We start from the raw sequence: 26178 nt of genomic DNA, 5'->3' as shown, positions 1-26178 counted from the left end.
AGCATTAAAATAGCTCGTACTAAAATGAAACAGAGTAAAAATGTAATCGATCTCTATCAACGGAACTTTTACAAGATAAAGAAGAAAAACTTCACAAATGGAAGTTTCACTTCAATCACCTTTTTTCTCATTTTCTAAAAATGTTACTTGCTCAATTATCCCTTCGAGCAAAAGCTCCTCTGGAAGAATCGTTTTAATAACAAAGGATTGTCCTTTAATTAGTAATTGACCGTGTTTTAAAAGCAATCGCACTTCTTTATCTGAAAACACTAATAGCCCCCGATGATTTTCTATATAAATATGTATTTGCCCAACAAGAGTAATCCGAGGCAGATCCATTAATACATCCACTGGTAGGTCTACTTGTTTTGTTAACCAATTTTTCATTTGTTCTAATTTCTTCATCTCGAAAGACCCCCTCCTCATCCCATATATATATGTATTTCTTCACAAGTGCCTATCGTGTTATAACGACTTCACTAACATAACTATATTCTGTAAGTGTTCATCTCATGTTAATTAAAACAGTCGCTATATGAAATCATATTTATCGGGACAATGATGGATCAGAGGATGTTACCCATAATAATAGAAGTATTAATACAAGAATATGCGCCCCTAGGGGATATCAGTACAAGTTACATTAAGAAATTGAGCCTAGCGAGCAGTTAGAAACTTGAAAAACCCTGTTACAATTTGTTCTGGGTGTGACATACTGACCATAGAATAAGTAGTTGTCATTCATTAGACAAATAAGATAAAATTCGAAAAAGGAAATTGCTCCACTCTGAATTTTGCGGTGTAAGTAAGAATATCTTATAGGTGGTTGTTATATGAATTTCAAAAAAATATTAGGAGTCATTAAAAAACAAAAAATGAATTAATAAGCGAGGAAATACGAAAGGAAATTGGATTTAGTCAAGAAATTTTAAATGTTATAAAACAAGTTACTAACAGCAGCATCCAGCCCTTTTATGCAACTGATTCAAAATCTAAAATAGCCGGAGTCTCTTTCGTTACCTTTGAGAATTATGCTGAACAGCAAGTTATAAAACTTCAATCTGAGGTTCAGAAGCTTGGATACTTAGCTTTTATTTGCGAAAGAAGTTTTAGTCAAGGAAGTAAGAGTAAGTGTAGAATTGCAATTACACAAGGAAATGGCCAATTTGATATCCTTACAATCCAACAAACAAATGGCGTTAATTACGAAGTTAGCAATATAGATGTTATTTTTAAACTAAGAAAATGGAATGATCGCTATCCTTTTATCATAATCGGTGCAGATCATGACTGGGTTGATGCCATTTTTAGCGTGTTACCTACAGACGAAGAAATGCAATCTTTCGCGCAAGAAATGTATGAATTTTGTCCAGATATAGTGGAACAAGGAATAGAAAGCATTGAGGAGTTAGTCGAAGAAATTAAGAAAACGAAAAAGCTTTTTTTATGGTGGGATTAATCACAACTAAGGCCGTTACCTTTTTTACATACCAGAGGCGTTTCTATCACTTACAGAAACGCTTTTTAAGCAATATAGTGTTTTTCCTTAATAAGAACAATAAAAAAACGTCTCATACGAAATGAGACGTTTTTTTATGCTAATAGCTGGATAACCAACTTATTCACAAGTGATCCGTCTGTTTTACCTTTTACTTTCGGCATAACAGCAGTCATCACCTTACCCATATCTGCTTTAGAAGTCGCACCAACTTCAGAAATAACTTGCTTGATTACATCAACTAGTTCTTCTTCAGTTAATTGCTCTGGCAAATATGCGCTTAAAATCTGAATTTCACTTTGCAGTTTATTAACAAGGTCTTCACGACCAGCTTTTTTAAATTCAAGGAGGGAGTCCTTATACTGTTTTACTTCACGAGCTAAAACTGTTACTTCCTCTTCTTCAGTAAGAGTATGTTGCAGTTTAATACCTTCATTTTGTAAAGCAGCCTTAACCATACGAATAACGGTTAATTTTTCTTTTTGTTTATTCTTCATCGCTTGTTTCATATCATCGTTTAAACGACCGAGAAGACTCATAACTTACACCCTCTCTTAGAATTTACGCTTTCTTGCCGCTTCAGATTTCTTCTTACGTTTTACACTTGGTTTTTCATAAAACTCGCGCTTTCTTGCTTCAGCAAGTGTACCAGTTTTAGAAACCGATCTTTTAAAACGGCGAAGTGCATCCTCCAAAGACTCGTTTTTACGAACGACTGTTTTTGACATTCTCTTTCCCTCCCTCCGAAACATCACACTTACATACTAACTTCAGCATGCAAAAAGAAACACTTCTTCAGCATGTCTTTTACGATTATAATACATTTTATCACTTCAGGTCAACTATTTGGCAGAATAAAAGAAGAATAGAAGCATTTCCTTTTCAAAAGTTATGCAAATAGCTAGTATCCTTCTTTCATGAAGATAACTATATTTTTATCATTTCATCTTTTTTCATACAGGGATGCACGAAACGCCTCCCCACCTTCTAGTACTTAACCTCTTCAAAAATAAAGAAAGCATGCAAACCGTTTCCGGTTGCACGCTCTTTTTATGCGCTTGCTGATTCTTTTTTCACATCATCTTCAAGAACACGAACAAATTGCGCTTCGTTATATGGATAACCAGCTTTCGTAATTTTCACTTTCACTAGCTTACCAATTAATTCTTCTGATCCTTCAAATACAATTTTCAAGTAGTTATCTGTATAACCTACATATAACCCTTCACGGTCGCCCTCTTTAAATTGCTCTTCCGGAATAATTTCAAGCACTTCACCTTCAAACGCTGATGCATATTCTTTCGCTAATTGATTAGATAACTCAATTAAACGATGAACACGATCGTTCTTCACATCTTCAGGAACTTGATCTTCCATGCGCGCTGCAGGTGTTCCTGTACGTTTTGAATAAGGGAACACGTGTAACTCAGAGAAGCGGTTCTCTTTAATAAAATTGTATGTTTCCATGAATTCTTCTTCTGCTTCACCTGGGAAACCAACGATTACGTCAGATGTAATTGCAAGGCCTGGTAACGCTTCTTTCAAACGATCTAAACGCTCTTGGAAGAATTCCATCGTATATTTACGACGCATACGTTTTAATACAGTATTAGAGCCAGATTGCAACGGGATATGCAAGTGACGTACAACTACTTCAGATTTATCTAACACTTCAATTACTTCATCTGAAATTTGACTCGCTTCAATAGAAGAAATACGAAGGCGTTTTAATCCGCCTACTTCCGCTTCCATATCACGAAGTAATCCAGCTAAGTTATAATCTTTTATATCTTCGCCGTATCCACCTGTATGAATACCCGTTAATACGATTTCTTTATAGCCTGCATCCACTAATTGTTGTGCTTGTTTAATAACTTCCTTTCCATCACGAGAACGCATTAAACCACGCGCCCAAGGAATGATACAGAATGTACAGAAGTTATTGCAACCCTCTTGTATTTTTAAAGACGCACGTGTACGATCCGTGAAATAAGGTACATCAAGTTCTTCGTACACACGTGTTTTCATAATATTGCGGACAGCATTAATTGGTTGACGCTCTTTACGGAATTCTTCGATGTAATCTAACATCTTTTCACGATCCTGTGTACCAACTACGATATCTACACCTGGAATCGCCATAATTTCAGCTGGAGATGTTTGTGCATAACATCCCGTTACACAAATAACTGCATCTGGATTTTGACGCACAGCACGTCTGATTACTTGACGGCTTTTTTTGTCCCCAGTATTCGTTACTGTACATGTGTTAATAACATATACATCAGCTTTCTTTTCATATTCTGTTCTTTCATAACCACCTTGTTTAAACAATTGCCAAATGGCTTCTGTTTCATAGTGGTTTACTTTACAACCTAACGTATGGAACGCAACAGTTGACATTGATCATCACCCCATCAATTCAAAATGATACGAAGCAGCACTTAACGCGTATAACGGCGCCGTTTCTGTTCTTAAAATTCTTGGTCCTAAACTACATGGTACAAATTTATGTTCACGAAGCGCTGTAATCTCTTCCTCAGCTAAACCGCCTTCTGGGCCAAATACAATCAATAGTTTTTGACCTGGTTTCATTATCGTTAAAGCTTTCGCAAAATTAGATTTCTCGCCTTGTTTTGCTTCCTCTTCGTAAGCAACAAGACAAACATCATACTCACCACTCATTGAAAGCAATTGCTTAAATGATGCCGGAGCATGTACTTCTGGAATTTCACTTCTATGTGATTGTTCCGCAGCTTCTTTCACAATTTTTCTTAAACGCTCAACTTTTTTATCAGCTTTTTTCGCATCCCATTTTACGATAGAGCGAGATGCTTGAAATGGTAAGAATGCAGCTGCCCCAAGCTCAGTTCCTTTTTGAAAAATTAACTCTAGCTTGTCTCCTTTTGGCAGTCCACTTGCAATCGTCACGAAAACAGGAAGTTCACTTGACGCCTCTACCCATTCTACAATAGCCGTATTAATAAATTCACTGGTAATTTCATCAATTGAACATACTGCTGTTTTTCCGTTTACACAGCAATAAATTTGATCGCCAGCTGTCATACGCATTACTCTCGCAATGTGATGTACATCATCACCTACAATGCGAATTTTTGCTTCACTTACATGTTTTTCTTCTACAAAATAACGTTGCATATAATCACCTTAGTAGAGTTTCGTTCCTTTCGTAAGTCAACACTTACGAAAAGAACGAAACATTATCATTTTTCATATAACAAACGGCAAGTCCCTCACCTTATAGTGAGAGACTCCCCTTTTCATTATAGACTAAAATCTATATTACGCATTTCGTGCAATAATTGCTACCCAATCTTCCACTCGTAACACTTCTTCAATTGTAAATCCAGCTTGTTCTAACGCCTCAGAAATTACTTTTTCCTTCGCAGCAATAATGCCCGATGTAATAAATAATCCACCTGACTTCACAACTCTCGCTGCATCTTCAGGGAATAAAAGAATAATTTCTGCTAATAAGTTAGCTACGATTAAATCAACAGGACCTTCAATACCTTCTAAAAGACTATTTTGCCCAACAGACACGATATCATCTGTTTTATTTAAACGCACATTCATTTCTGCACTTTCAACTGCAACCGGATCTAAATCATATGCTTGAACAGAAGACGCACCTAATTTTGCCGCTGCAATACTAAGCACACCAGAACCTGTTCCTACATCAATGATAGCGTCACCTGGCTGTACTGTTTTTTCTAAAGCACGAATACACATCGTTGTTGTTGGATGAGTTCCTGTACCAAACGCCATACCTGGGTCTAATTCAATGATTTTTTCATCAGGAGAAGATGGTGTATATTCTTCCCACGTCGGTACGATTGTGAATGTATCAGAAATTTGTACTGGATGGTAATATTTTTTCCAAGCAGTAGCCCAATCTTCTTCATTGACTTCGTTAACGGTAATATTTCCAGTACCAATTTCAATGTCGTAAGAAGGAAGCACATCAATAGATGATTTTACACCTGCAATCGTTTCATGTAAAGAATCCGTTTGCGGAAAATATGCTTTTATTAATACACCTTCCGCCGGATATTCATCTGGATTCAATGCATAAATTTCACCATATTGTTGCTCGCGCTCTTTCGTTAACTCCGCTGGGTCCTCAATAGCAACTCCACTAGCACCAGCCTCGTGTAAAATATGAGAGACAGCTTCTACTGCTTCTTCTGTTGTATGAATACTAACTTCTGACCATTTCACAATTTACCAACTCCATTTTTTATTTCCATTATTCCCCTTTGAAAGCACGTTTAAGCTTTCCAAACAAACTATCATCCTGCTCTTCTTGCCCTGCAAATTCACGTAATAAATCTTTTTGATGTGAAGTCAATTTCGTCGGTACAACAACGCGAACGACTACATATTGATCTCCTTGACCGTATCCACGTACGTTCGGAGCACCTTTTCCTTTTAAGCGGAATTCTGTTCCAGTTTGTGTTCCTGCTGGGATTTTCAGCTTCACTTTACCATGAACAGTAGGAACTTCCACTTCAGCACCAAGTGCCATTTGTGCAAATGTTAATGGCATTTCGCAAATAATGTGATCTCCTTCACGCTCAAAGAATTCATGACTTCTTACATGAACGACTACATATAAATCTCCTGCTGGTCCACCATTTACGCCAGCTTCACCTTTTCCAGATACACGAATTTGTTGACCATTATCGATACCTGCTGGAATTTTAACATTGATTTTTTTGCGTTTACGAACTTTACCAGAACCGTGACATGTCGTACATTTTTCTTTAATCATTTGCCCAGTACCTGAACAATGACCACAAGCTTGACGGTTCACAATACGACCAAACGGTGTATTTTGTTCTACACTCACTTGACCTGATCCTGAACAATGTTTACATGTTTCTTTTGAAGTTCCTGGTTTTGCACCGCTACCTTTACAAGTATCACATGGATCTTCTACTGGAATTTCCACGTTTAATTCTTTACCAAAAATAGCTTCTTCAAAATCTAAAGTGACTTGATATTGTAAGTCAGCACCTTGGCGCGGAGCATTCGGATCACGACGTCTGCCACCACCACCGCCAAAGAAAGAACTAAATATATCTTCAAAACCGAAGCCACCGCCGAAGTCTCCTCCGCCGCCAAATCCACCGAAGCCTTGATTTGCACCAGCATGACCAAATTGATCGTACTGCGCACGCTTTTGATCATCACTTAACACTTCGTATGCTTCTTGTACTTCTTTAAACTTTTCAAGCGCATTTTCTTCTTTGCTTACGTCTGGATGGTATTTTTTAGCCAAACGACGATACGCTTTTTTAATTTCATCTGTTGAAGCGCCCTTGCTAAGTCCAAGGACCTCATAATAGTCTCGTTTACTCATAAATTTGCAACCCCCGAATCTTTCACATAAACGTAATTTTAACACCGAAAGAAAGTGCTTTGCAACAAAGTTTCCTCACTTACAGTATGCAAAGCAAAAAACTTAAGAACCTCACACATTTCTCCTCATTCGTGAAAAAAGCCAAAGTCAAGGCACGCTTGACTTTGACTTTTTGTCATCTTACTTATTATCTTTGCAGTTGAATTACTTGTCTTCTTTTACTTCTTCAAACTCAGCGTCAACTACATTATCTTTCTTCACGCCAGCGTCTTGTGCACCTTGCGCACCTTCTGCTTGACCAGCAGCTGCTTGAGCTTGCTCGTATAATTTAACACTTAATTGTTGTACGATTTCTTGTAAAGCGTCTTTTTTCGCACGAATTTCCTCAAGCTCGTTTTTCTCAATTGCAGCTTGTAATGCTTCTTTCGCTTCTGTTGCTTTTGCAACTTCAGCTGCATCTACTTTACCTTCTAAATCTTTTACAACTTTGTCTGTTTGGAATACAAGTTGGTCAGCTTCGTTACGAAGTTCAACTTCTTCCTTACGTTTTTGGTCAGCGTCAGCATTTGCTTCTGCTTCTTGTACCATACGATCTACTTCTTCATCAGAAAGACCTGAAGAAGATTGGATTGTAATAGCTTGCTCTTTGCTTGTTCCTAAGTCTTTCGCACGTACGTTAACAATACCGTTCGCATCAATATCGAATGTTACTTCGATTTGTGGAATACCACGTGGTGCTGGTGGAAGGTCTGTTAATTGGAAACGACCTAACGTTTTGTTGTCAGCTGACATTGGACGCTCACCTTGTAATACGTGAATGTCTACTGCTGGTTGGTTATCAGCAGCTGTTGAGAATACTTGTGACTTACTTGTTGGAATTGTAGTGTTACGCTCGATTAATTTCGTGAACACACCACCCATAGTTTCAATACCTAAAGAAAGTGGAGTTACATCTAATAATAGTACGCCTTCTACATCACCAGTAAGTACGCCACCTTGAACTGCAGCACCTAATGCTACAACTTCATCAGGGTTTACACCTTTATATGGCTCTTTACCAGTTTCACGTTTAATAGCTTCTTGTACAGCTGGGATACGAGTAGATCCACCAACAAGAATAACTTTATCTAATTCGCTTGGAGCAAAACCAGCGTCTTTTAATGCACGACGAGTTGGCTCTAATGTTCTTTCAACAAGACCTGCTGAAAGTTCTTCGAATTTCGCTCTTGTTAACGTTAATTCTAAGTGTAATGGACCAGCAGCTCCAGCACTAATGAATGGTAATGAAATTTGTGTTTGTGTTACACCAGAAAGATCTTTTTTCGCTTTTTCAGCTGCATCTTTCAAGCGTTGAAGCGCCATTTTATCTTGGCTTAAATCAATGTTATTTTCTTTTTTGAACTCAGCTACTAAGTGATCGATGATAACTTGGTCAAAGTCATCTCCACCAAGACGGTTGTCACCAGCAGTTGAAATAACTTCGAATGTGCCGTCTGCTAACTCAAGGATAGATACGTCAAATGTACCGCCACCTAAGTCATATACTAAGATTTTTTGTTCTTCATCTTGTTTTTCTAAACCGTAAGCAAGTGCTGCTGCTGTTGGCTCATTAATGATACGCTCAACTTCTAAACCAGCGATACGACCAGCATCTTTCGTTGCTTGACGCTCTGCATCGTTGAAGTATGCAGGTACTGTAATAACAGCTTTCGTTACTGTTTCACCTAAGTATGCTTCAGCAGAAGCTTTTAAGTTTTGTAAAATGATTGCAGAAATTTCTTGAGGTGTGTAATCTTTACCTTCAACTTCTACTTTGTAGTCTGTACCCATATGACGTTTAACAGACATGATTGTATTTGGGTTTGTAATTGCTTGACGCTTTGCAACTTCCCCAACTTGACGTTCTTCATTTTTGAAAGCTACAACAGAAGGTGTTGTACGGTTGCCTTCTGGATTTGGGATAACCTTTGGTTCTCCACCTTCCATAACAGCTACACAAGAGTTTGTTGTACCTAAGTCAATACCGATAATTTTACTCATGGCTAATCCTCCTACTTTTATGTAAATTATTGATTTACTTTTACCATTGATGGGCGAATTACACGATCTTTTAGTTTATAACCTTTTTGGAATTCTTCCACAACCGCGTTTGATTCAAATTCACTGTCTTCCACTTGCATAATAGCTTGGTGTTCATTAGGATCAAACTGTTTACCAACAGCTCCAATCACTTCCACACCTTCTTTAGTCAACGCTTCTAGCAATTGACGATGCACCATTTCCATACCTTGTAATAAGGATTTCGTTTGCTCATCAGTTGCTTCCACTTGCATCGCTCTTTCAAAATTATCAAGAGCTGGCAAAATGTCTGAAACTAGACTTTGTGCTCTATATTTTTCAGCAGCCTGTTTATCCATTTGGACACGGCGCTTATAATTTTCAAAATCAGCTTGTAGACGTAATGTGCGACCTTCCGTTTCCGTTAGTTTCGCTTGTAACTCATCTACTTTTTCTTGTAAAAGAGCAGCCTCACTTTTTTCTTCTACAGTTTCTTCACTGTTTTCTGGCGTGACAGCTTCTTCAACTTGCACTTCTTTTACTTCTTCTACCACTTGTTCGTTACGCTCTTCCACAATATTCACCTCCTTAAAAGGTATTAGGTATCATGTATAGCATGATTACCTAAACATTATATATTACACACAGCAATGAAAATTTCATCACTTGAGCGAATGTATTACTCTCATTTACTTTTTAAGTCCATCAGTAAATTGTCTCGTAAATAACTGTAACAAACTAATTACACGAGAATATTGCATTCTCGTAGGACCTAAAATAGCAATTGTTCCAAGTTGCTCTTCGCCGATCGAATATGTTGCAGAAATTAAACTGCAATCCTCCATAGCCGTCGAAGTGTTTTCCCTACCAATTTTCACTTGAATCCCGACTTGTTTATGACGCAAAATGTCATAAAATTCGGCTTCATTATCAATCATGGTAAGCAAAGATCTAACCTTTTGAATGTCATGGAACTCTGGCTGCGAAAGCATATTTGCTTTGCCTCCAAAGTATATCTTTTCCGATAACGGAACTTGAAATGTACCATCTAACATTTTTATTGCACTATCGTAATTATGAACATACCCACGTAAAACTGTAACAATTTCCTTAAAGATTTTATTATGAAGTTCTTCCATCGGTACGCCAGATAGCTTTTCATTTAAAATATTAACCATTTTTTCTAAATCTGATAAATCAACAGATTCCGGAACGGTAATCGTTTTACTTTGTACATGCCCTGTATCAGTTACAATAATAGCGACTGCAGTTTGACGATCAAGCGGCACAATTTGTACATTTTTAAGTTTATTTGTACTTAACTTCGGTCCAAGAACAATGGCCGTATAATTCGTAAGTTCTGATAAAATTTGAGCAGATTGCTGTGCAATTTTTTCCGCTTCAAAAATTCTTTCAGCAAATAAATCTTTAATTTGTACAATTTCAGCGTTCGGTAAGTTTTGCGGCGCTAAAAGATGGTCTACATAAAATCGGTAGCCTTTCTCAGAAGGAACACGTCCAGAAGAACTGTGTGTTTTTTCAATAAAACCTAATTCTTCTAAGTCCGCCATTTCATTTCGAATAGTAGCTGAACTAAATGTAATTTGATCTTTTTTAGCCAACGTTCTAGACCCAACAGGCTGCGCTGATCCAATAAAGTCATCAATAATTGTTTGTAAAATTAAGAGCTGACGTTCCGTAAGCATCTCATCATCACCTCTGTTAGCACTCTTTGTCTTCGAGTGCTAAATCTATTAATAACTTACCAAAATTGACATTCAATTGTCAACGGAAACGTCACGAAATAATGAAACTTTTTCACGCCCATGAAACATTTAATTAGTCAATCAAAAATGATTGGAATACTTCATTCCCTAATAATTTTCCTTTTCGCGTTAAACGCACATGTCCATTTTCCTCTTCAAGTAATCCCTGTTCTTGATTGCTTTGTAACTGCTTCGCGAAAACTTGATCCATCTCCACATTAAATTTATTGCGGAATGCCGTTTTAGAAACACCTTTCGTTTTTCGAAGTCCTAAGAACAGTTCTTCTTCCATTCTTTCTTTCTCCGTCACCTTATGAACATCTAAATACGGAAATCCTGTTTCATCAATTTTATTAAAATATTGCTTCAGCGGACCTACATTTTGAATACGTTCCCCATTCACATAACTATGAGCTCCAGCTCCAAAGCCATAATACTCTTCATTATTCCAGTATGTGAGATTATGTTTACTTTTATTGTCACCTTTTGAGAAATTACTAATTTCATACTGGTTATAACCGTTTTTCTCCATTTCATCCATTACCATTTCATACATTTTCGCTTCATGGTCTTCACCCGGAAGACGCAATTTCCCTTTATTCATTAAGTTATAAAACACTGTTTTTGGTTCCACAATTAATGAATATGCCGAGAAATGTTGTACACCAAGCGTAAAAGCAATGTCTAATGTTTCCATCACATCTTCTATCGTTTGTCCTGGCAAAGCATAAATAATATCTACATTAATATTTTTAAAGCCTACTTCCCGAGCTTCTCGAATCGCTAGGAATGCATCTTCCCTCGTATGCTTGCGCCCGATTTTCTCAAGCAGTTCATCACGGAACGTTTGCACACCAAAACTAATTCGATTCACTCCACCTTCTAGTAGTACATTCAACTTCTCTTTCGGTAGATCTCCTGGATTCGCTTCAAATGTCAATTCACAATTCGGAGCAAACGGACGCAAATGACGATTAATAATCTCGAGTAATTTTTTTGTCTGTTCCATATTTAACGCTGTCGGAGTTCCACCGCCCACAAAAATCGTTTTCATACTATCAAACGGAACTTTTTGAACCGTATTTATTATTTCCTTCTCTAAATAATCTAAATATTGATCAACCGGTTGGCGTTCAATAAACACTTTATTAAAATCACAATAGTGACAAATGTGCTGACAAAACGGAATATGAATATATGCAGCTTGTACCAAATATAACTCCTACCTTTCTAAAAAGAAAACCTCCGCACTCCGGAGGATTCTCTACTTCTCTAACGTATTACGAATTTGTTCCATTCGCATTTTTCCCCAATCATACATCATTTCAACGATCGGTAAAAGCGACATGCCTAGTTCCGTCATATAATACTCAACACGAGGAGGAATTTCGGGATATACTGTTCGATCAACAATCCCATCTTCCATTAACTCTTTTAATTGGTTCGACAAAACTTTATGAGAAATGCTTGGGAATAACCGTTGTAATTCACTAAAACGATGAGGCCCTTCCACACCAAGATGCCACAGTATCACAACTTTCCACTTTCCACTAATAATAGAAAGCGTCAATTCCTTTTCACAATTAAAATTGCCATTTTGTATTTTATCTTGAATATCTTTTCGAATATTTTCGGACATTAACAATCTCCTAACTCTATATGAACTAAAAAGCTCTCTCATTATTGTAAATGAGAGCTGCTCAGATGTCTAAAAAGTAATTATACAGAAAAAAGAAGCCGCACAAACGACTTCTTTTTTATTTCAAATATTAGTTGTCATCCATTTTCAGTACAGCCATGAATGCCTCTTGCGGCACTTCTACAGAACCAACAGACTTCATACGTTTTTTACCTTCTTTTTGCTTATCAAGAAGTTTACGCTTACGAGAAATGTCACCGCCGTAACATTTTGCAAGTACGTTTTTACGCATCGCCTTAATTGTAGAACGGGCTACAACTTTATTTCCGATAGTCGCCTGAATTGGCACTTCGAACTGTTGTCTCGGAATTAATTCTTTTAATTTCTCTACAATTACTTTACCACGGTCATACGCTGAATCACGGTGTACGATAAATGATAAAGCATCTACTTGTTCATTATTTAAAAGAATATCCATTTTCACAAGTTTAGATGGTTTATAACCAATTAACTCGTAGTCAAATGATGCATACCCTTTCGTATTTGATTTCAATTGATCGAAGAAGTCATATACGATTTCTGATAACGGGATTTCATATGTTAATGTAACACGCGTTTCATCTAAATATTGCATATCAATAAACGTTCCACGTTTACCTTGGCAAATTTCCATTACAGCTCCAACATAGTCATTCGGAACCATAATTGAAGCCTTCACAAACGGCTCTTCTACACGATCGATAGACTGTGGATCTGGCATATTAGATGGATTATCAACAATAACATCTTCACCGTTTGTTAAATAAACTTTATAAATAACGCTTGGCGCTGTTGTAATTAAGTCAATCTTAAATTCACGTTCAATACGTTCTTGAATGATTTCCATGTGAAGAAGTCCTAAGAATCCACAACGGAAACCAAATCCTAACGCTTGAGATGTTTCTGGTTCAAACTCAAGAGCAGAATCGTTTAACTCTAATTTTTCTAACGCATCACGTAAATCGTTATAACGAGCAGAATCAATTGGATACAGCCCACAGAATACCATCGGGTTTAATTTACGGTAACCTGGTAACGCCTCTGCAGCTGGACGTTTCGCATGTGTAATCGTATCACCAACACGTGTATCACCTACGTTTTTAATAGATGCTGCTAAGAAACCTACATCACCTACTGTTAACTCATCACGTTGCGTAGTTTTCGGTGTAAATACACCTACTTCTGTTACTTCAAATTCTTTACCCGTTGCCATCATACGTACTTTATCGCCAACTTTTACCGTTCCATTTACAACACGGATATAAGCAATTACACCACGGTACGGATCATATAAAGAGTCGAAAATCATACATTGTAACGGCTCTTCTGAATCACCTGCTGGAGCTGGTACTTTTTCAACAATTTGTTCTAAAATTTCTTCAATACCAATTCCAGCTTTCGCAGAAGCAAGTACCGCTTCTGATGCATCTAAACCAATTACATCTTCTACCTCTTGACGTACACGTTCTGGATCCGCACTTGGTAAGTCGATTTTATTGATAACTGGTAAAATTTCTAAGTTGTTATCAAGCGCTAAGTATACGTTCGCTAACGTTTGCGCTTCAATACCTTGCGCTGCATCTACTACAAGAATCGCGCCTTCACAAGCCGCTAAACTACGAGATACTTCGTACGTAAAGTCGACGTGTCCTGGTGTATCAATTAAATGAAGAATATACTCTTCACCATCTTTTGCTTTATAGTTTAATTGTACTGCGTTTAATTTAATTGTAATACCACGCTCACGCTCTAAATCCATAGAGTCAAGCAACTGAGCTTTCATTTCGCGTTGTGTTAACGCATTTGTTTTCTCTAAAATACGGTCTGCTAACGTTGATTTTCCGTGGTCAATATGAGCAATAATAGAGAAATTACGAATTTTGGACTGTCTTTTTGCTCTTTCTTCTTTGTTCATCTATGTTCTCAACTCCTAATAGTCTCGCCAATATACACTAGCACTGATTATATCAATAGAGCAACAAAGATTCAATGAAAACTCGTGCTGCTTACGATACAAATCATTCTATCTATATCTTATGCGAATAAACCATAAGAGACAAACCCTTTTCAAATTTTAAAACGGTTGTCTTACAAATCAGTAAAACAACCGCCTCCCATGTTACTCTTAGCTAAAAATCCCCTTTATTTTCCCAACAACTATATCCGTTCCGAACTTCGTCATTTCATAAGCTACACTTGCTACCGCCATCCCAATTCCTTCTACAACATTAAAACTTCTTAAACGTTCTAATTGTTGTTGTTTTTCTGAAGCTGAAAACGAACTACCCAAAATTTCTGATTCAACACCTGTACTCTCTGTCCCTGTCATATGAGCTATTTGTTCATACGACAATTGCCGATAACCTTTCATACTTTTCAAACCATGATTAGCAAGTGACACTCCTGCTATCATCATAAGTAAACATAAAGCTACACTACATATACACAAAAGCGCAAAACGACTCAAACTATTATCATCTTTCTCCCTCAATGTGTATACGCTCCTGTATTATCTTGATCAATTTGATGATGCAGCGCTGCATTTAAACCACTCGCTATTACATTCGCCATATCCTCAATAAAAGTATCTACTTCTTTTGGGGTCACCATTAAATTATGACCAAGAGGCGATAGTACTTCATAAATCAGCCTTCTTTTTTCTTCTTCTTCCAACGTACCAACAGCACCTAAAAACATATTTCGGCTCTTTTCATCTGGCATATCTTCTTCTGTTAATTTTTTCTTTTCTCCAAATGAAAATCCCGCTGGTAACAAAGATCGTGAAGGTTTGTTTCCTTCTTTCATCTCTCGACCAAAATGTTTCAAAATAAAATCAATCGTATCACTCGTAATCGAAACGGCATCGACCACAGTCGGAACACCAATTGCAATAACAGGGATACCTAATGTCTCTTTACTTAGTTCCTTACGTTTATTCCCAACCCCCGATCCTGGATGGATTCCAGTATCAGAAATTTGTATCGTGCTATTTACTCGTTCAATAGAACGGGCAGCTAATGCGTCAATCGCAATTACAAAGTCTGGATTTGTCTTCTCAATAATCCCATAAATAACATCGCTCGTTTCGATCCCGGTAATTCCCATTACCCCCGGTCGAATTGCACTAACAGGCCTAAATCCTTCTTCTACACTTTCAGGCTGCAATTGAAACAAATGTCTCGTTACTAATACATTTTCTACAACTATTGGCCCAAGAGCATCCGGTGTTACATTCCAATTCCCAAGGCCTACAATTAAACAGCTCGCTTCTTTTGTAACACCAACCTCTTCTAAGAAATAAGAAAATTCTTTTGCAAAAATACGCTCCACCTTTTGTTGAAGTTCTGTATCTTGCTGACGTATACCTTGTACTTCAAGCGTTAAATAATTTCCAGGTTTTTTACCCATCGCTTCAGAGGCAGCTTCATCAATTGTTACTTTTGTAATTATAGTACCTTCTTCTTCCCTCTCTTTTACAATTACTCCCTGTATCCCTTTTTGTTCTCCTTGGCTTTCTTGCAACATTCGATGAGCTTCTACAGCAAGGTCAGTTCTAACGCTATATTTACTTAAATCCAATGGTTCTTTCATCGTATCTCCTCCGTAATTCATAGTAAATATCGTTAGATTTCCCAAAGTTATATAAGGTCATTCTTTCCTTTACGTGAAATTTCATGGATATACTATTGCAATTCTCTTCACCGTTTGATAGAATATCACTTGTTCTATGTAAGAATCGAGTCATTCGATTGCACCAGGGAGGTGAAAAGTATGGCAAACATCAAATCTGCTATCAAACGCGCTAAACTTAGCGAAGAGCGTCGTGCACATAACGCTTCTATCAAGTCTGACATGCGTTCTGCTGTTAAAACTGTAGAAGCTTTAGTTACTAATAACGATCTTGAAAATGCTAAAGAAGCTTTCAAAACTGCTTCTAAAAAACTTGACAAAGCAGCTCGTAAAGGTCTTATCCACCAAAACGCTGCATCTCGTCAAAAATCTCGCTTAGCGAAACAAGTAAACGCGTAAGGCGTTTAAAAAACGATCCATTTGGATCGTTTTTTTATATACAAAAAAAGTTCATGCACTAGGTACATGAACTTTTTTTTGTGTCATCACATATGATTTAATCGCATTAAGAAAAACTCGAGCACAAGTTTCTTATCCATCTTTCCCGTCTTCATACTATAATCAGCTTCCGCTAATTCTATAATCACTTTTTTTAATTCTTCAAAAGAGAAAAATTTCGTTTGATTCATCGCCAACTTTACACGATACGGATGTACACCAATATGAGATGCAATTTGATTTTGCCCATAACCACGTTGCTGTAACTCTTTCACTTGATACAACAAACGGAATTGACTCACTAATAACGCAAGCAATTTAATCGGTTCTTCCTGCTGCGTAAATAATCCATCCAAAATTTGCATTGCACCTGCAATATCTTTTTTTACCACTTTTTCTGTCAAAGCAAATACATTTTGCTCAACTGATTTTGGCACAAGCTCTGCAACAAGTTTCGTCGTAATCTCTCCGCCCATACCAACGTATAACGTTAACTTGTCCATTTCCTTCGCCAACATCGTTACATTACTTCCCACAAGCTCTAGCAACAAACTAACAGCCGCGTTATCAATGTGCACATGCACTTCATCTGCACGAGCAATAATCCACTTCTGAACATCCTGCACTTGCATCGCATTCGCTTCTACTACATCAGCTGTTTTCTTTAATAGTTTTGTAATTTTTTTTCGCTCATCAAGTTTTTCGTAAGGCGCAACAAAAACAAGAATAGAAAATGGAGAAGGTTCACCAATATATTCTTCTAAAATTTTTATATTTTGCTCTAACTTTTCTTTTTGCGAAGTCAGAAATAGCGGTGATTTTATTAACAGTACTTTTCGTTCTCCAAAGAAAGGAAGCGTACGCGCATCCTCAACCACATCTTCTAAATACGCTTCTTCCAAATCGTATGTCACAACATTAAACTCTCTATCTTCCTCTTCAAGTGCTTCTGTCGTAATAAGCTTTATCGTTTCATTTATAAAAAAAACTTCCGTTCCATATAGTAAATATAACGGAGCGAACTGTTTCTTTTTAATTTTTTTATGTATATCACTCATACTTTTTCCTACTCCCTAACTTGACAATATATATTTATACTAATGCCCTCGCTTTTGTTTTACAAGTACAAAGGAACAGGCTTTATAACCCGTCCCTTTATTTATATTAAACGCCACGCAATAAGCCCCGGGTTTCTTATTGGTGTGCGGTAATCACCTTCCCTTTATTATTCACAATAAAAATTCGAGTATAAGTGCCAACTGTTAACATGCTTGGAAACAAAAAACTTACGTTACTTCATGATCTAAAAGTAGCAAAAAAGCTTGTTTTCTCTTCACATGGAAATTGTAGATTTTTTTCTGACAATATTTTATACTAAAGTGGAATGTTGGGGAGGGATTCTAAATGAATGATTTTGAACAAAACGTTCAAAGTAAACGCAATGACGCTATTGATTCAGGGGTAGGATTTATCGTCTCATTTGGTTTTTTCGCAACACTTTTCATCATTGCAACTGTTATTAAATTTATCGGTTCTTAAAGGCTGCCACTTCATGGCAGTCTTCTCTTTTTCAACTATTATATGTCTTATCATATGTGATTTTACTTTGAAAGGTTCCATTTTCCCCTTTAAAAACATAGGAAATAGCACCTTGCTGGTCCGTGCGCCATATCGCACTCCCCATCTTCTCAAAACGCTCTATCACTTCTTTATGCGGGTGTCCATATCTATTCTGCTTACCAACAGATATAATCGCTACACGGGGCTGTATAACGTTCAAAAAAGACTCTATAGATGACGTATTACTCCCATGATGAGCAACTTTTAAAACATCCACTCGCAAATCTGGATGCGCATATACTAAAAACTTCTCTCCTTCTTCTTCTAAATCACCTGTAAATAGCCACGTCAGTCCTCCAAATTTTGCCCATATTACAATTGAAGCGTTATTTTCGCTTTTTTCTTTTCCTTTTGGAGCTAAAACGAAAAATTCTGCTTCATTTATACTCCAACTCTCCCCTTCCCCCACTTCAGTTATTTTCATTTCCTTTTCTAATGCCTTTTTCTTTACTACTTTTTCTAATACTGCATCTTTTCCCTTTCGGCCAAATACAACTTCTTTTACAGGTATATATGATAATAATTCTTGCGCAGCACCTATATGATCTGCATCTCCATGCGTTACGATTAATTTATCGATTGTTTTAATACCTTCCTTTTGTAAATAGGGTATTAAAACATCAGTTCCAACAGAAAATTCATGCTTTTTTTGTTGCCATTCTTCCTTATTCACACGAAGTGTTCCACCTGTATCAATAAGATAAATCCCTTTATCATACGGAAGGCGAATCAATATTGCATCACCTTGTCCAACATCAATAAATGTTACACTTCCGCTTTCTCTAAAATATGGATATACATAATGACACGTGCTAATAAAAAGAAATACACTTACAACTATACACACCATTTTTTTCGGCGCTCTCCTTTCCCAAACCATCAATATACTGACAATACTCGCGCAATATACAGCTACAAGATTAAAGGGCGTTTTCCCAAAAACAAGCTGGGTAAATGGTAAACTTTCACAATAACTTAGAAAATCATTAGACATACTCAAGCCTATTGATAATACATTCGCAAATCCTTTTGCGAGAAACGGGACAATTGGCATACACAGTAAAATAATAATGCTACATGGTAATACAATGATAGATAAAAACGGGACGTATAAGAGATTGAGGAAAATGCTATATGGAGAAAAATAACCAAAGTGATATAACAAAATCGGAGTACTAACGAGCTGTGAAATGATAGAAATATAAATAGCATTTCGGATTACTCCGTTGCTACTCCCTAATAATAGCGGAGCAGACAAAAGTAAAGCGAAGCTACCTACAAAAGAAAACTGAAATCCAATATTAAAAACAAGATAAGGGTCATATATAAGCATACATATAGCTGTTACACTTAAAGCATCTAAACTAGATAAACGAATCGAGCACATAAAAGCAATCAACATCAAAACTCCTGTTATAGAAGCTCTTATAACAGATGGTGACGCCCCTGCTAAAACCATATACAAAGGAATACAGACGATAAGGCAAATTGTTGCTACCTCCCTCGTCGCACCACTTCTCAGCAAAACAAAATATACTATCGCCATTAACAATACAATGTGCGAACCTGAAATTGCTAACAAGTGTACAAGACCAAACTGTTGATATTGCTCTTCTACTTCAAACGTCATTTGTTGTCTACCACCAAATAGTAACGCATTCATAAAAGCACCTGATTGCTCCGGAAACATTTCTGTAACTTTGGAAATTGCTTGTTGCCTCAAAAGAAGAATCCATTGCATGAGCGACAGTGATGTTTTATAGCATTCAGAAATATATGTAGCCTCAAATGTGAAATGAATATGTTGCTTATATAAATAATCACGGTAATTAAAACCATGAAAATTCCGAGCTGTTTGCGGTTCTTTCCTCTCACCCTCGAATATACATGATATCCCTGCGTATAATTGTTGCATTTTTTCCTTTTCCAAGGCTGATTTTATTCTATAACTTAACTGCACTATATTTTTATTCTGGTCTTCAAATTGAAAAGATAGGCGATCCCCATTAACAAGCGGCATATTTTGTATAACCCCTCTTGTAACCCCATAGGACTCTCCTAGAGGCTTATTCCACCCTTGAACACAGGAAGTGTATATAGCGCTACTAAAGCACGCTACAATGCAAAAAATGAAGGTTTTACGCGAAGTGCGATATAAACAGAAGCAAACATTTAAAAAGAGGCAAAAAACTATCAATAAAAGTGACGAGGAAAAGGCAATTGCAATCCCTATTATAAACGAGATTGCAACATACCCCCATTGTTCCTGCAACTTATACTCACTCCTTATAGCATCATTTTTGCTTTCGTGAATACATGCTGTAATTCTTCCATTGATAAATTATCTTTTTCTAAAGACGCAAATAATTCTTTTAACTCCGTATAACTTTTTTGCTCCTCTAATGCAGCAATATCATATTCTAACGGAACGTGCTTCACTGTTACATTCGCTTGTTCAAATAATTCTATGGCGTATGGATGATTTTTATAATCCTGCGCATAATAAACCGCTGTAATACCACTTTGAATAATTGCCTTACAACATTGTAAACAAGGGAAATGCGTAACGTAAATTTCTGCTTCCTCTGTTTTCGCACCAAACTTGGCACATTGTAATAAAGCATTCATTTCGGCATGAATTGTCCGAACACAATGATTATCGATTACGTAACAACCATCATCTATACAATGTACGCCACCTTTAATCGAACCATTATATCCACCAGCAATAATTCTTTTATCGCGAACGATTGTCGCTCCTACCGCAAGCCTTGTACATGTACTACGTAACGATAGTAGATGGCTTTGCGTCATAAAATATTGATCCCATGAAATTCGTTCCATATTTTTCACCTACTTTTTTTGTCTACTTGTAGTGTAGCGAAAGAAGAAAAACTTCGTCAATCTTTTACGGAATAATAATTTGACCTTTTATCTTTTCAAGAGACTTCGCACCAATCCCATCAATCTCTAATAAATCTTCTATTTTCTGAAACGGACCATGTTCTTCTCGATATTTCAAAATACTTTCTGCCTTTCGAGAACCAATCCCCGTAATTTTTTCCAATTGCTCTTTCGCCGCTGTATTTATTCGAATCTTGCCATCTTCCTTAGAAGAAGTAAACATCCCTTGTTCTGACTCATTTTTACTCGGTATATAAAGAAGCATTTGATCTTGTACAATTTGTGCTAAATTCACTTTTTTCATATCTACTTCTGATAAAAAACCACCAGCCTTTTGAACCGCATCCTTTACGCGATCTCCTTCCTTCATTTCATATACACCTTCTTTACTAACCGCTCCTTTCACATCAATTATAATTGTTCTTTTCTGTTCCTTTGTATCCGATATTTTCGGTTTATCCTTTTTTTCTATCTCCTTCTCTTGCACATTCATTGTAATAGGCGTTCGTTCTACACTCTGGTTCGTTTTCCAAAAAACAAGAAAAAGTAAAGTTCCAATAATAGCTACTAAACCTAACCACTTTTTCGGAAAATCCCACATCATTTTACACCTCTAATCATAAATTTATAACATCATTCATATTGTTTAGGAGAAAGCTGTTACGAAGGAGGGATGAAACTTTGAACATAGGAATTATAGGGACAGGAAACATGGGGAATATACTAATCGATGCATTTTTAGAAACCCGTGCTGTCAAACCTTCGTGCCTTACAATCATTAATCGGACGCCTGCCAAAGCATATCATATAAAAGAAAAATACCCTTCTGTTCATATAGCAAAAACAATCCCGGAAGTAATCGAACAATCACAACTTATTTTTATTTGCGTTAAGCCGATAGATATATACCCTATCCTAAAAAAATATGCTGAACATTTTTCTGATGAAACGTGCTTAGTTTCTATTACAAGTCCAATATCTCCATCACAATTAGAGACTCTCGTACCGTGCCACGTCGCACGTATTATTCCAAGTATCACAAATCGCGCCCTCTCTGGCGCCTCACTATTTACATTTGGAGATAATTGCTCTGAAGAATGGCAACAAAAACTACTTCGTCTATTCAAAAATATTTCTACACCTCTTGTAATAGAAGAAGATATAACACGCGTTTCATCTGATATAGCAAGTTGCGGTCCTGCTTTCTTTAGTTATTTACTACAATGCTTCATTAACGCTGCTGTAGATAAAACAAATATTACACACGAAGAGGCTACTACTTTAGTAAGTGAAATGGTCGTGGGGATGGGGAAATTACTTGAAAAAGAAATCTTCACATTACCTACCTTACAAGAAAAGGTTTGCGTGAAAGGCGGCGTTACCGGGGAAGGCATTCGGGTTTTAGAAGAACACGTTGGAGATATGTTCCATAAGTTAATCGAGCGAACACATGAAAAATTTGATGAAGATTTAGAATGCGTTGATCAGCAATTCAATAAACACACATAATAAATACGTCATTTTCATTCCAAATCCTTTTTATAAATACTTACTTTTTTACAATACATTTTCACTTCAACTACTATTCCCACACTTTACGCATACGATCTTCAGATTATGCTAGAACTAAAAATACATCTTCTTTATAAAACAAAAGCAACCTTCTCGGTTGCTTTTGTTTTATTTGTTTTATCCGTTTTTCTTCGCCATGAAGAAAATACGCTCTGTTTGTTCTGTAACTTCAAGTCGCTCAAAATCACCTGTTACACGAAGAACTGTAAAACCCGCTTCTTCAAGCCATTTCGTTAACTCTTCCACTTGATATGCACGTTGCACGTGACATTCGTCAAACCGATGGTACACATCTTCTTCCGGATCTTGAACAAAGAATGTTAAATCATGCTCTACACTATTTGATTCTTCACCAGGGAAGCAATTCCAAATAAGAGATATTTCTTCTCCATTCACTGTATACGTTTCATTTTGAAATACATGATGTATTTTATATAAAGAATGTACATCAAATAAAAACAAACCATCTTGGCGTAAATGGTGAAACACTCTTCTAAATGTTTCTTGCACTCCATCTTCTTGCAATACATAATTTAATGAATCACAAAAGATAGTGACACAGTCAAACTCACCTGGAACATCAAGCTCTCGCATGTCTTGTTGGTAAAAAGGAATAAAGTATCCCTCTCCTCCTAGTTTTTGCTGAGCGACTGTTAACATTTCTTCTGAAAGATCGACACCTATTAAATCGTAACCCTTTTGCACAAGCGGAAGGGTTACATTACCCGTACCGCATGCTACATCAAGAATTTTTGCCTCTTTCATATCTGCCTGCTGCAAGCTTTCCTCTGTGAATTCCACCCATTTATCATAAGGGACATCATTCATCAGTTCGTCGTACAACAATGCAAATTGTTCGTATTTCATTGGCCTAGCTCTTCTGTTATATCTTCACGTGGCACATCGCCCCATAGACGCTCTAAATTATAGTGATTACGCTCATCTTTATGGAATACATGGGCAACTACATCTCCAAGATCAACTAATACCCAACGTGCTTCGTCAAAACCTTCCATACGTTGTACGTCGATTTGGAACTCATGTGCTTTTGATTTAATTTCACGTGCAATTGCTTGCACTTGTTTATCTGAATTACCGTGACAAATAATGAAATAATCTGCAATTGGTGAAATACCTTGCATATTTAGGACAACCATATCTTCTGCTCTTTTATCATCAGCTGCTTTTGCTGCTAATACTAATAAATCTTTATCGTTCATTTACTCATTTCCTCCTTGATAACTGCATTGTATGTTTGGAATGTTAATGGATAAATCGTCTGATTTTTTTCCATTAAAAATTGAATTGTTCTTTTTAAGGCAAATAATAAAGCTTGATTTATATCCGTATATGCGAGTTTACGAGCCTCTTCCACACCCGGAAACTTTCGCCCTGGCTCAATGTAATCAGCTACATAAATCACCTTATCTAACATCGTCATGTTCTCATGACCACTTGTATGATATGTAATAGCTTGCAATATTTCAGAATCCGTAATGCCTACCTCTTTTTCTACTAAGTATGCCCCAACAGGCGCATGCCACAACTCTTTATTATAGCAAAGTAAATCTTTCGGCAAATCTTCACGTTTAATAATCTCTTCCATCTCTGAAATTGCTCTACATTTCGCATAATCATGGAATATAGCTGCCATCTCTGCTTTTTTCTCGTCCACACCGTATAACTTAGCAAGCTCAAGCGCTGTCTCCATTACACCAATTGTGTGTATATAACGTTTTTCATGCATTTGTTGTTTGACAATATGCAGTGCATTCTCACGATTCATACAACCCATTCCTCTCGATATATACCTGTACTTTTTCAGGAAGTAAATATTTACACGTTTTCTTCTCCTTATATCTCTCACGTAATAAGGATGAAGAAACTGCAAATTCCGGAATTTCCACTGTAGTAATCTTATATGGTGTATGCAATGTATACCCAGGTCTTGCAACTCCAACAAACGTTACAAGATTAAGTAAAGCTTCAATGTTATACCACTTCGGTAAATACTCAACCATATCCCCACCAATAATAAAGTGAAACTGCACATCCGGATACTTCTTCGTCAATTGTAACATAGTGTCATACGTATAAGATGGGCCCTTCCTACTTAGCTCTTCTAAACAAATAGAAAAGTGTTCTTCTGCCTCAGTCGCGAGCTCTAACATATGTAAACGACTTTCTACACTTGTAATATTCCGCCCTTGTTTATGTGGCGGAATCTGATTTGGCAAGAACCATACTTCTTCCAAGTTCAAAGCGTGATATACTTCATTTGCAATTAGCAAATGTCCATAGTGAGGCGGATCAAATGTACCGCCAATGATGCCAATTTTCCTCAAAAGAAACGCCCCTTCCTTTTACATACAGCAACTCTCCTCGGTTAAGAATGAAGAGAATTGCTATTAATAAAAGTTCAATTGGTTTCGCTCTCTACATCATTACGCATCAGCGATAAAAATAGCGCATGCTAATCTTTTTATCGAGGAAGCTTAATCTGCTTATTTTCTCTTGATTCTTTGTATAAAACGATTGTACTTCCAATTACTTGAACGATTTCAGCACGTGCACCTTGTGCAAGTTCTTCTGCAACTTCACGACGATCAAATTCACAGTTTTGTAATACGCTCACTTTAAATAGTTCACGAACTTCTAACGCTTCTCCAATTTGTTTCACCATATTTTCATTTACTCCGCCTTTTCCTACTTGAAAAATTGGTGTTAAATGATGTGCTTGTGCACGTAAAAATCTTTTTTGTTTTCCTGTTAACATATATGTTAGCCTCCAAGCTTTTCTATAACTAATTGTTTCATTCGATCAATATTTGGTACACGTCCTGTCCACATTTCAAATGCAAGTGCTCCTTGATAAACAAACATATCAATACCATTTTGAATGATTGCACCTTGCTCTTTTGCCTCACATAAAATTTTCGTTTCAAATGGATTATAAATTATATCTGATACAATCGTTCCTTTTTTTAACGAACAAATTTGTAATGGCGTATGTTCGACGTGTGGATGCATACCTATTGTTGTCGTCTGAATGATAATATCATAATTTCCTTGTTCTTCTGTCGCTTTTTCTAACGACAAAGCATCAGAATTAACATCGGCCGTACGTGCAGCAATAAGTTCTTTTGCCTTATCTACTGTACGATTGGCTACATCAATCTCTTTTACACCTACATCAGCAAGAGAAAAATAAATAGCTCGGCTAGCACCACCTGCACCAAGTAACAAAATACGTTTCCCTTGAAGTGGTTCATTACTAATTGACTGCAGCGCTCGAACAAAACCAATTCCATCTGTGTTGTAGCCAATCAACCTTCCATTCTTATGAACCACTGTATTTACTGCACCGATTTTCCTTGCCAATGGATCAATCTCATCCAAATACTCCATAATAGCAACCTTGTGCGGAGTTGTTACATTAAATCCTGAAATACCTAATGCTTTTAAACCTCTTACTGCTTCCCCTAGCGCTTCCTCTTCAACAAGGAATGCATGATAATGGGCATCCATATTCAAGTGTTCAAATGCATCGTTATGCATAACGGGTGATAATGAATGTCCAATTGGATTTCCGATTACACCATATAATTGTTTCATAAATCCCTCTCCA

29 protein-coding genes are annotated in these 26178 nt (G+C 36.8%); 4 read left to right on the top strand and 25 right to left on the bottom strand.

The features are described from left to right. Positions 1–111: 111 nt before the first annotated feature. On the bottom strand, positions 112–405 hold the full coding sequence (gene yqfC / locus MR170_RS07010) for a sporulation protein YqfC (RefSeq protein ID WP_000732269.1): 294 nt from the start codon (positions 403–405) through the stop codon (positions 112–114). A 478-nt stretch (positions 406–883) separates the two neighbouring features. On the opposite strand from yqfC, the gene MR170_RS32450 reads away from it, so the two are divergent. Continuing rightward, on the top strand, positions 884–1459 hold the full coding sequence (locus MR170_RS32450; RefSeq protein WP_346749464.1) for a DUF4253 domain-containing protein: 576 nt from the start codon (positions 884–886) through the stop codon (positions 1457–1459). A gap of 134 nt (positions 1460–1593) precedes the next feature. Here MR170_RS32450 and MR170_RS07000 read toward each other — a convergent pair whose 3' ends face one another. The 14 genes from MR170_RS07000 to gpr all read right to left on the bottom strand — a co-directional run bounded on the left by MR170_RS07000 (position 1594) and on the right by gpr (position 15977). Beyond that, positions 1594–2037, bottom strand: coding sequence for a GatB/YqeY domain-containing protein (locus MR170_RS07000; protein ID WP_000054582.1), 444 nt, complete (start codon positions 2035–2037; stop codon positions 1594–1596). A gap of 15 nt (positions 2038–2052) precedes the next feature. Continuing rightward, complete coding sequence (gene rpsU, locus MR170_RS06995; RefSeq protein ID WP_000048061.1) at positions 2053–2226, bottom strand: 30S ribosomal protein S21; 174 nt, start codon at positions 2224–2226, stop codon at positions 2053–2055. A gap of 322 nt (positions 2227–2548) precedes the next feature. Beyond that, the gene (gene mtaB, locus MR170_RS06990; protein WP_242307830.1) at positions 2549–3901 is read right to left on the bottom strand and encodes a tRNA (N(6)-L-threonylcarbamoyladenosine(37)-C(2))-methylthiotransferase MtaB; all 1353 of its coding nucleotides are present in this window, start codon (positions 3899–3901) and stop codon (positions 2549–2551) included. 6 nt (positions 3902–3907) lie between these two features. Continuing rightward, on the bottom strand, positions 3908–4657 hold the full coding sequence (locus MR170_RS06985) for a 16S rRNA (uracil(1498)-N(3))-methyltransferase (RefSeq protein ID WP_242307826.1): 750 nt from the start codon (positions 4655–4657) through the stop codon (positions 3908–3910). Between the two features lie 144 nt (positions 4658–4801). Then, the gene (prmA, locus tag MR170_RS06980; protein ID WP_242307823.1) at positions 4802–5740 is read right to left on the bottom strand and encodes a 50S ribosomal protein L11 methyltransferase; all 939 of its coding nucleotides are present in this window, start codon (positions 5738–5740) and stop codon (positions 4802–4804) included. A 28-nt stretch (positions 5741–5768) separates the two neighbouring features. Next, a complete protein-coding gene (gene dnaJ, locus MR170_RS06975) occupies positions 5769–6884 on the bottom strand; it encodes a chaperone protein DnaJ (protein ID WP_016080255.1) in 1116 nt (371 codons plus the stop codon). 204 nt (positions 6885–7088) lie between these two features. Beyond that, positions 7089–8924, bottom strand: a complete 1836-nt coding sequence (dnaK, locus tag MR170_RS06970; RefSeq protein ID WP_016080254.1) for a chaperone protein DnaK — start codon at positions 8922–8924, stop codon at positions 7089–7091. Between the two features lie 26 nt (positions 8925–8950). Beyond that, positions 8951–9517: a nucleotide exchange factor GrpE gene (gene grpE / locus MR170_RS06965; RefSeq protein ID WP_242307820.1), complete on the bottom strand. Its 567-nt coding sequence runs from the start codon at positions 9515–9517 to the stop codon at positions 8951–8953. 114 nt (positions 9518–9631) lie between these two features. After that, positions 9632–10648 (bottom strand): heat-inducible transcriptional repressor HrcA, encoded by a 1017-nt coding sequence (hrcA, locus tag MR170_RS06960; RefSeq protein WP_016080253.1) that lies wholly within the window; start codon positions 10646–10648, stop codon positions 9632–9634. Between the two features lie 133 nt (positions 10649–10781). After that, complete coding sequence (hemW, locus tag MR170_RS06955) at positions 10782–11921, bottom strand: radical SAM family heme chaperone HemW (RefSeq protein ID WP_242307818.1); 1140 nt, start codon at positions 11919–11921, stop codon at positions 10782–10784. A gap of 51 nt (positions 11922–11972) precedes the next feature. Then, positions 11973–12347 (bottom strand): winged helix-turn-helix transcriptional regulator, encoded by a 375-nt coding sequence (locus MR170_RS06950; protein WP_001293539.1) that lies wholly within the window; start codon positions 12345–12347, stop codon positions 11973–11975. Positions 12348–12477: 130 nt separating this feature from the next. Beyond that, positions 12478–14301, bottom strand: a complete 1824-nt coding sequence (lepA, locus tag MR170_RS06945) for an elongation factor 4 (protein ID WP_001030948.1) — start codon at positions 14299–14301, stop codon at positions 12478–12480. A gap of 210 nt (positions 14302–14511) precedes the next feature. After that, complete coding sequence (locus MR170_RS06940) at positions 14512–14877, bottom strand: YqxA family protein (RefSeq protein ID WP_001207095.1); 366 nt, start codon at positions 14875–14877, stop codon at positions 14512–14514. Then, entirely contained in the window at positions 14874–15977 is a 1104-nt protein-coding gene (gene gpr / locus MR170_RS06935; RefSeq protein WP_226604949.1) for a GPR endopeptidase, read from the bottom strand. The genes MR170_RS06940 and gpr overlap by 4 nt, the downstream gene beginning before the upstream one ends. Before the next feature lie 180 nt (positions 15978–16157). Between gpr and rpsT the strand changes: the two genes are divergently transcribed. Next, positions 16158–16415: a 30S ribosomal protein S20 gene (gene rpsT, locus MR170_RS06930; protein WP_001274012.1), complete on the top strand. Its 258-nt coding sequence runs from the start codon at positions 16158–16160 to the stop codon at positions 16413–16415. A gap of 86 nt (positions 16416–16501) precedes the next feature. On the opposite strand, the gene holA is transcribed toward rpsT, so the two are convergent. Further along, positions 16502–17512, bottom strand: a complete 1011-nt coding sequence (gene holA / locus MR170_RS06925) for a DNA polymerase III subunit delta (RefSeq protein WP_242307816.1) — start codon at positions 17510–17512, stop codon at positions 16502–16504. A gap of 346 nt (positions 17513–17858) precedes the next feature. On the opposite strand from holA, the gene MR170_RS06920 reads away from it, so the two are divergent. Further along, positions 17859–17993, top strand: coding sequence for a YqzM family protein (locus tag MR170_RS06920; RefSeq protein WP_000997609.1), 135 nt, complete (start codon positions 17859–17861; stop codon positions 17991–17993). Between the two features lie 31 nt (positions 17994–18024). On the opposite strand, the gene MR170_RS06915 is transcribed toward MR170_RS06920, so the two are convergent. The 3 genes from MR170_RS06915 to MR170_RS06905 all read right to left on the bottom strand — a co-directional run bounded on the left by MR170_RS06915 (position 18025) and on the right by MR170_RS06905 (position 21582). Next, complete coding sequence (locus MR170_RS06915) at positions 18025–20346, bottom strand: DNA internalization-related competence protein ComEC/Rec2 (RefSeq protein ID WP_242307813.1); 2322 nt, start codon at positions 20344–20346, stop codon at positions 18025–18027. Positions 20347–20360: 14 nt separating this feature from the next. Continuing rightward, the gene (locus MR170_RS06910; RefSeq protein WP_029443324.1) at positions 20361–20918 is read right to left on the bottom strand and encodes a ComE operon protein 2; all 558 of its coding nucleotides are present in this window, start codon (positions 20916–20918) and stop codon (positions 20361–20363) included. 64 nt (positions 20919–20982) lie between these two features. After that, on the bottom strand, positions 20983–21582 hold the full coding sequence (locus tag MR170_RS06905) for a helix-hairpin-helix domain-containing protein (RefSeq protein ID WP_029443325.1): 600 nt from the start codon (positions 21580–21582) through the stop codon (positions 20983–20985). A 77-nt stretch (positions 21583–21659) separates the two neighbouring features. Here MR170_RS06905 and comER point away from each other — a divergent pair, with 77 nt between their 5' ends. After that, positions 21660–22487, top strand: coding sequence for a late competence protein ComER (gene comER, locus MR170_RS06900; RefSeq protein ID WP_001020554.1), 828 nt, complete (start codon positions 21660–21662; stop codon positions 22485–22487). 180 nt (positions 22488–22667) lie between these two features. Here comER and MR170_RS06895 read toward each other — a convergent pair whose 3' ends face one another. The 6 genes from MR170_RS06895 to aroE all read right to left on the bottom strand — a co-directional run bounded on the left by MR170_RS06895 (position 22668) and on the right by aroE (position 26165). Next, on the bottom strand, positions 22668–23417 hold the full coding sequence (locus MR170_RS06895) for a class I SAM-dependent methyltransferase (RefSeq protein WP_000873069.1): 750 nt from the start codon (positions 23415–23417) through the stop codon (positions 22668–22670). After that, the gene (gene rsfS, locus MR170_RS06890) at positions 23414–23770 is read right to left on the bottom strand and encodes a ribosome silencing factor (protein ID WP_000998173.1); all 357 of its coding nucleotides are present in this window, start codon (positions 23768–23770) and stop codon (positions 23414–23416) included. Before rsfS ends, MR170_RS06895 begins: the two co-directional genes overlap by 4 nt. Then, the gene (gene yqeK, locus MR170_RS06885; protein ID WP_029443326.1) at positions 23767–24336 is read right to left on the bottom strand and encodes a bis(5'-nucleosyl)-tetraphosphatase (symmetrical) YqeK; all 570 of its coding nucleotides are present in this window, start codon (positions 24334–24336) and stop codon (positions 23767–23769) included. The genes rsfS and yqeK overlap by 4 nt, the downstream gene beginning before the upstream one ends. After that, positions 24326–24895: a nicotinate-nucleotide adenylyltransferase gene (nadD, locus tag MR170_RS06880; protein ID WP_001226048.1), complete on the bottom strand. Its 570-nt coding sequence runs from the start codon at positions 24893–24895 to the stop codon at positions 24326–24328. The genes yqeK and nadD overlap by 11 nt, the downstream gene beginning before the upstream one ends. 137 nt (positions 24896–25032) lie before the next feature. After that, positions 25033–25326, bottom strand: coding sequence for a ribosome assembly RNA-binding protein YhbY (yhbY, locus tag MR170_RS06875; RefSeq protein WP_000955228.1), 294 nt, complete (start codon positions 25324–25326; stop codon positions 25033–25035). A gap of 5 nt (positions 25327–25331) precedes the next feature. Further along, positions 25332–26165, bottom strand: coding sequence for a shikimate dehydrogenase (aroE, locus tag MR170_RS06870; RefSeq protein WP_098629354.1), 834 nt, complete (start codon positions 26163–26165; stop codon positions 25332–25334). Positions 26166–26178: the final 13 nt, after the last annotated feature.

Origin of the sequence: Bacillus cereus group sp. BfR-BA-01524 (genome assembly GCF_022662595.1) — a bacterium.
In the GTDB taxonomy this organism is placed as follows: domain Bacteria; phylum Bacillota; class Bacilli; order Bacillales; family Bacillaceae_G; genus Bacillus_A; species Bacillus_A thuringiensis_S.
Note: the sequence above shows the minus strand (reverse complement) of the source record. Positions and strands in the feature narration are given on the sequence as shown.

Excerpts from the sequence above, each read along its gene's own strand:
- yqfC (WP_000732269.1), bottom strand. The coding sequence starts at position 405 with ATGAAGAAATTAGAACAAATGAAAAATTGGTTAACAAAACAAGTAGAC.
- MR170_RS07000 (WP_000054582.1), bottom strand. The coding sequence starts at position 2,037 with ATGAGTCTTCTCGGTCGTTTAAACGATGATATGAAACAAGCGATGAAG.
- rpsU (WP_000048061.1), bottom strand. The coding sequence starts at position 2,226 with ATGTCAAAAACAGTCGTTCGTAAAAACGAGTCTTTGGAGGATGCACTT.
- mtaB (WP_242307830.1), bottom strand. The coding sequence starts at position 3,901 with ATGTCAACTGTTGCGTTCCATACGTTAGGTTGTAAAGTAAACCACTAT.
- MR170_RS06985 (WP_242307826.1), bottom strand. The coding sequence starts at position 4,657 with ATGCAACGTTATTTTGTAGAAGAAAAACATGTAAGTGAAGCAAAAATT.
- dnaJ (WP_016080255.1), bottom strand. The coding sequence starts at position 6,884 with ATGAGTAAACGAGACTATTATGAGGTCCTTGGACTTAGCAAGGGCGCT.
- dnaK (WP_016080254.1), bottom strand. The coding sequence starts at position 8,924 with ATGAGTAAAATTATCGGTATTGACTTAGGTACAACAAACTCTTGTGTA.
- hrcA (WP_016080253.1), bottom strand. The coding sequence starts at position 10,648 with ATGCTTACGGAACGTCAGCTCTTAATTTTACAAACAATTATTGATGAC.
- MR170_RS06950 (WP_001293539.1), bottom strand. The coding sequence starts at position 12,347 with ATGTCCGAAAATATTCGAAAAGATATTCAAGATAAAATACAAAATGGC.
- lepA (WP_001030948.1), bottom strand. The coding sequence starts at position 14,301 with ATGAACAAAGAAGAAAGAGCAAAAAGACAGTCCAAAATTCGTAATTTC.
- gpr (WP_226604949.1), bottom strand. The coding sequence starts at position 15,977 with ATGAAAGAACCATTGGATTTAAGTAAATATAGCGTTAGAACTGACCTT.
- rpsT (WP_001274012.1), top strand. The coding sequence starts at position 16,158 with ATGGCAAACATCAAATCTGCTATCAAACGCGCTAAACTTAGCGAAGAG.
- holA (WP_242307816.1), bottom strand. The coding sequence starts at position 17,512 with ATGAGTGATATACATAAAAAAATTAAAAAGAAACAGTTCGCTCCGTTA.
- MR170_RS06920 (WP_000997609.1), top strand. The coding sequence starts at position 17,859 with ATGAATGATTTTGAACAAAACGTTCAAAGTAAACGCAATGACGCTATT.
- MR170_RS06910 (WP_029443324.1), bottom strand. The coding sequence starts at position 20,918 with ATGGAACGAATTTCATGGGATCAATATTTTATGACGCAAAGCCATCTA.
- MR170_RS06905 (WP_029443325.1), bottom strand. The coding sequence starts at position 21,582 with ATGATGTGGGATTTTCCGAAAAAGTGGTTAGGTTTAGTAGCTATTATT.
- MR170_RS06895 (WP_000873069.1), bottom strand. The coding sequence starts at position 23,417 with ATGAAATACGAACAATTTGCATTGTTGTACGACGAACTGATGAATGAT.
- rsfS (WP_000998173.1), bottom strand. The coding sequence starts at position 23,770 with ATGAACGATAAAGATTTATTAGTATTAGCAGCAAAAGCAGCTGATGAT.
- yqeK (WP_029443326.1), bottom strand. The coding sequence starts at position 24,336 with ATGAATCGTGAGAATGCACTGCATATTGTCAAACAACAAATGCATGAA.
- yhbY (WP_000955228.1), bottom strand. The coding sequence starts at position 25,326 with ATGTTAACAGGAAAACAAAAAAGATTTTTACGTGCACAAGCACATCAT.
- aroE (WP_098629354.1), bottom strand. The coding sequence starts at position 26,165 with ATGAAACAATTATATGGTGTAATCGGAAATCCAATTGGACATTCATTA.